The following is a 5024-nucleotide window of genomic DNA, read 5'->3' on the forward strand; positions in this document are numbered from 1 at the left end:
CGCGGATACGCTCACGGTTGGCCTGGGATTGCTCGGCGGTGGAGCCGTACTTTTCGGTGATGTGCTCGACGATGTTCTGCCCTTCGGCCGGCATCTTCGGGTTCAGCTCAAACGGCTGGAAATGAATCTCGGCCTGCACCTCGCTACCCAGTTGGTCGAGGGCTTCGGTCAGGCCGCGCAGGCCGATGATGCACCAGGGGCAAGACACGTCGCTGACGAAATCGATTTTCAGGGGAGTACTCATGGTAGGCAACCTCGCTGGCATTAATGTGCGCCATAAAGGTTGCACCATACACCAACTTCACAGCACCTTCGAAGGCTCGCCCAGATCAATCTGCGCCCAATGCGCGGCATCTTCGCGATGGGCTTTCAGATACGGCAACACAGCCGTCAGCAGCGGTGCCTTGAAGGCTTCCTGGAAGCGGTGGGCCATGCCCGGTATGAGCTTCAGCTGGCTGCTCTGGATATGCGCGGCCAGGTGTACGCCGTGCATCACCGGCAACAACGGGTCGGCGGTGCCGTGCACCACCAGGGTCGGCACGCGCAATTGGTTAAGCAAAGGCACGCGGCTCGGCTCAGCCAAAATCGCCATGATCTGACGCTTCACGCCGTCCGGGTTGAAGGCGCGGTCGTAGGACAGCGCGGCCTGGTGCAGCAGCGCCTGGCGATCATCTTTCACGTTGGGGCTGCCCAGGGCTGCGAGTAAATCGGCTTGTTGCTCCAGCGCCACTTCACGGTTTGGCGCGCTGCGCCGCGACAGCAACTGCACCAACGCCGCGTTGGGCGCCGGCAAGCCTTCGGCGCCGGAACTGGTCATCACCAGCGTCAGGCTTTCGACCCGCTGCGGCGCCATGGCTGCCAGGTGCTGGGCGATCATGCCGCCCATACTCGCGCCCAGCACGTGGAATTGCTGAATCTGCAGCGCGTCCATCAAGCCCAATGCATCGTCGGCCATGTCGGTCAGCGTGTACGGCGCCGCCACCGGCAAACCGAGCTTGTAGCGCAGCACTTCGAACGTCAGGTTGGCGCTGGCGGGAGCCTGGCGCCAGGTGGACAAACCAACGTCACGGTTGTCGTAGCGGATCACGCGAAAACCCTGTTCACACAAGGCCACCACCACTTCATCCGGCCAGTGGATCAACTGCCCGCCCAGGCCCATGACCAACAGCAACGCCGGGTCCGACTCCCGGCCGATGCTCTGATAGGCGATGCTGACTTTTTCCAGGTCGACCGTTTGGGTCGGGACATTGACATCACATCGAGAAGCCGCAAAAGACGGCAGGCCGAACACTAGAGCGGCCAATAAAAACAACACGCGCATGAAAAACACCGAAACGCAGAACCCCAGTAGAGCGCGAGTCTGATGAAGTTTGTACAAGCGCGCTGCCACAGTTGCGTGACAGTTTGATGAAGTGCGCCCAACGGTCATGGTCGACATGACTGGCAACATGAGACAAACTCACGACATATCTAATCATCACAAATTATCTTCATGGAGCGCCCGTGCTCGAAATCCGCCACCTCAAGACCCTGCACGCATTGCGCGAAGCCGACAGCCTGGTCGAAGCCGCCGAACGCCTGCACCTGACGCAATCGGCGCTGTCCCACCAGTTCAAAGAACTGGAAGAGCGCCTGGGCATGCCGCTGTTCGTACGCAAAACCAAACCGCTGCGCTTTACCAGCGCCGGCTTGCGCCTGCTGCAACTGGCCGATGCCACCCTGCCCTTGTTGCGCGGCGCCGAGCGTGACATTGCGCGTTTGGCCGGTGGCACCGCCGGGCGCTTGCACATGGCCATCGAATGCCACAGCTGCTTCCAGTGGCTGATGCCGACCATCGACCAGTTCCGCGATGCCTGGCCGGAAGTCGAACTGGACCTGGCCTCAGGCTTTGCCTTCGCGCCGCTGCCGGCCCTGGCCCGTGGCGACCTGGACCTGGTGGTGACCTCCGACCCGCTGGAACTGCCGGGCATCACCTATGTACCCTTGTTTACCTACGAAGCCATGTTGGCCGTGGCCAACCAGCATGCGCTGGCGAACAAGTCGTACATCGTGCCGCAAGACTTGCTCAGCGAAACCCTGATCACCTACCCGGTTGAGCGCGACCGCCTGGACATCTTCACGCGCTTCCTGGAACCGGCCGACGTGGAGCCGGCCCAGGTGCGCACCTCGGAGCTGACGGTGATGATGATGCAATTGGTCGCCAGCGGCCGTGGCGTGTGCGGCATGCCCCATTGGGCGCTGCATGAATACAGCGCGCGTGGGTATGTGAAGGCCAAGCGTTTGGGCGAAAAAGGCTTGTTCGCGACGTTGTATGCGGGGATCCGTGCGGACATGCTGGATGCGCCGTATATGCGCGACTTCTTGCTGACGGCGAAAGACACGTCGTTTTCGACCTTGGATGGAGTCAGCGCCGTGCGTTAATCACGCACAAAGGTGAACACAATGAGGACTCTAATGTGGGAGCTGGCTTGCCTGCGATGCAGACACCTCGGTGTGTCAGGTACACAGAGTTGATGCTATCGCAGCGGTGCGACGATTCGACAAGCCAGCTCCCACACAGAACTATGGTTCCCCTATGGAATTTCAGTCGCCTTTGAGTTCACGCCACATGTGGACCTTGTCGAAATACTCGATCCCCACCCGCACCGCCAACGGCTCCAGGCCGTATTGAATAAAACCGCAGCGCTGGTACAGCGCGAAGGCTGCGTCGTTGCCGGCGGTGACGGTCAGTTGGATCAGTTTGACGCCGGGCTGGCGTCGCGCGGCATCGAGCGCCGCCTCCAGCAACTCACGGCCCAGGCCCTTGCGCTGATAAGCCTCGGTCACGAACATGCCGAACAGCGTGACTTTGTGCCGCGCCTTTTCCCGGGGTTCAAAGGCCAGGCCGACAATCCCGGCCAAGGTGTCAGCCGCGAACGCGCCGAGTACCCGGTCCAACGGATTGTCCAGGCGCTTTTCCCACCAACTCATTGGCATCCGCGCGCGCTCGGCGACGCTGGAGGTAAACGCTTGGGGATAGGCGCCGTAGGCCTCAAGCATCAGCGCTCGATATGCCTCGGCGTCGTGGGCACCCAGTGGGCGAATCAGCATGCGGTGAGCGACTTTCGGTAAAACGGCAGGATCAAATCCCGCGTTAAAGGCGCCAGGTGCAAGCCGCCGTCACCGGCCGGGTCGATCCAGCGCACTTCTTCAATCTCGGCAGCGGGCGTCACCGGCACATCAATGTGCACCTGGAACAACTCGGCGTGCACCGTAAAACCCGGTTCGTTGGCGGCAGGCGCCGAGAACTGGCCCAAGTACACGGCGTCACTCGGTTTGATACACAGGTTCAGTTCTTCGTACAGCTCACGGGCCAGCGCCTCGGCGGGTTGCTCACCGGCGTCGATCTTGCCGCCGGGCTGCATGAACGCCTGGGTGCCACGTTTGCGTACCAGCAGGGTTTGACCGTCGCTGCCGATCAGCAGGGCGGCGGCGATTCGAATAGTGGAAATGCTCATGAAAGGATCGGTGTCTCTTCAGGTTGTTTGATAAATACGCTGTATTTCGCGCCTTCCATCGCCTCGAACGCGATCAGCTTGTCCACCAGCGGCAGATTCAACACCTTGCCGGCGTTAAGCAACAGCATGCCGTTATCGGCATTGAGGTTGCGGGCCAGCACCATGCCGGCTTCCAGCTCTCGGGTGGAGAGGACCTTGACGCTGGGGTCGCCCAAGGTCACATCGCTGAGGAAGGCCGCGCAGGCCTGCACGAAGTCTTCCACCAGCTCCGGATCGTAAAGGCGACCGGCGTACTTGCGGATATACAGCAACGCTTCGTCGCTGTTCAGATGCCGTTCAAGGATCAAGCCTTTTTGCAGTTCGATGAAGTCCACTGCCAGTTTAAGCAGGCGCGAGCCGGGCGGGATCGCATCGCCCTTGAGGTGATCGGGAAACCCTGTACCGTCCCAACGCTCCTGGTGGTGGCGAATGATCCGCGCCGCATCCTTCATCGGTTCCAGGGTCATCAGCAGCGATTCGCTCTGGGTCGGGTACTCGCGATACAGGCCACGGTCGGTGCTGTGCAGCTTGTCCGACGGCGCAACCATCATGCTGTCGCTCCAGCTCAGCTTGCCAATGTTGTACAGCGCAGCGGCCATGGTCAGGTCGCGGGTGCTGGCTTCGTCGATGGACTGGGCCGCGCAGTAGACCCGGACCAGTTCGATCAAGGCGCGGTTGGTCTGTTTGTCCTTGGGCAAGCGCAGGTTGGCCAACAGCGAAAACACTTCGGTACCGGTCACGTAGCTGCGCTTGAGCTCGTCGTAGGCCAGATCGAGCATGTCGGCGGTCTGTTGCAGCTCGCTGGTACGGGCTGCCACGCGCTTTTCCAGGTTGGCGTTCAACACCTTGAGCTGATCGTTCTGCTCATGGGCCAGGCGCTCCAGGCGCTGATGCTCCAGGGCCTGGCGCAACACCAGCGGCAGTTCTTCGTCATTCCAGGGTTTGCTGATGTAACGGTGAATCTGCCCTTCGTTGATCGCCTTGATGATCGTCGCAAGGTCAGCATAGCCGGTCAACAGGATGCGGCTGGTGGCCGGGTACAGCCGGTGGACTTCAGCCAGCAACTGCGCGCCGTCCATGCCGGGCATGCGCGCGTCGCTCATCACCAGGTCGATGGGCTGGGCCGCCATGATCTCCAGGGCCTGGGCGCCGCTGCCGGCGAGCACGACATTGAAGGGTTGGCCGCGCAACAGGCGGCGCAGGCTGTTGAGGATCGATTCTTCATCATCAACCAGCAGAATCGTGGGTGGGGTCGCAAGCTGTTCATCCATGGTTACTGCGCCTTAAAAATAAACGTAATAGAGCTAAATTGAACCCTGGTATCCCGCCGCGTTTCTGCGCTTGATGCACGCAGCCACGCAGCTGATTTGACGCCAACTTGCCGTCGATTTCAAGGGAACTCAACTATGCTGTCTTAACCGGTACGTACTCCTCCCGGATGTCAAACCAAGGAAGGAAGCGTTATGCCATCAACCCTGTTGCCAATGC

The 5024-nt window shown here is 60.8% G+C and carries 6 protein-coding genes; 1 reads left to right on the plus strand and 5 read right to left on the minus strand.

Annotated elements, in window-relative coordinates; all coding sequences use genetic code 11:
* Both FEM54_RS24345 and FEM54_RS24350 read right to left on the minus strand, forming a co-directional pair.
* On the minus strand, window positions 1–244 hold a 244-nt coding region (locus FEM54_RS24345), incomplete at its 3' end, for a DsbA family protein (protein WP_171045893.1).
* A 57-nt stretch (window positions 245–301) separates the two neighbouring features.
* Window positions 302–1321: an alpha/beta fold hydrolase gene (locus FEM54_RS24350; protein ID WP_138453429.1), complete on the minus strand. Its 1020-nt coding sequence runs from the start codon at window positions 1319–1321 to the stop codon at window positions 302–304.
* A gap of 182 nt (window positions 1322–1503) precedes the next feature.
* Between FEM54_RS24350 and metR the strand changes: the two genes are divergently transcribed.
* Window positions 1504–2421, plus strand: a complete 918-nt coding sequence (gene metR / locus FEM54_RS24355) for a transcriptional regulator MetR (protein WP_017137016.1) — start codon at window positions 1504–1506, stop codon at window positions 2419–2421.
* Between the two features lie 162 nt (window positions 2422–2583).
* Here the strand turns inward: metR and FEM54_RS24360 are convergent, their stop codons facing one another.
* The 3 genes from FEM54_RS24360 to nosR are packed head-to-tail and all read right to left on the minus strand — an operon-like array spanning window position 2584 to window position 4807.
* Window positions 2584–3090 (minus strand): GNAT family N-acetyltransferase, encoded by a 507-nt coding sequence (locus FEM54_RS24360; protein WP_099548509.1) that lies wholly within the window; start codon window positions 3088–3090, stop codon window positions 2584–2586.
* Window positions 3084–3497, minus strand: a complete 414-nt coding sequence (locus tag FEM54_RS24365) for an NUDIX hydrolase (protein WP_138453430.1) — start codon at window positions 3495–3497, stop codon at window positions 3084–3086. The genes FEM54_RS24360 and FEM54_RS24365 overlap by 7 nt, the downstream gene beginning before the upstream one ends.
* On the minus strand, window positions 3494–4807 hold the full coding sequence (nosR, locus tag FEM54_RS24370; RefSeq protein ID WP_138453431.1) for a response regulator c-di-GMP phosphodiesterase, NosR family: 1314 nt from the start codon (window positions 4805–4807) through the stop codon (window positions 3494–3496). Before nosR ends, FEM54_RS24365 begins: the two co-directional genes overlap by 4 nt.
* Between the last annotated feature and the right edge of the window lie 217 nt (window positions 4808–5024).

Source organism: Pseudomonas edaphica (assembly GCF_005863185.1).
Classification (GTDB): domain Bacteria; phylum Pseudomonadota; class Gammaproteobacteria; order Pseudomonadales; family Pseudomonadaceae; genus Aquipseudomonas; species Aquipseudomonas edaphica.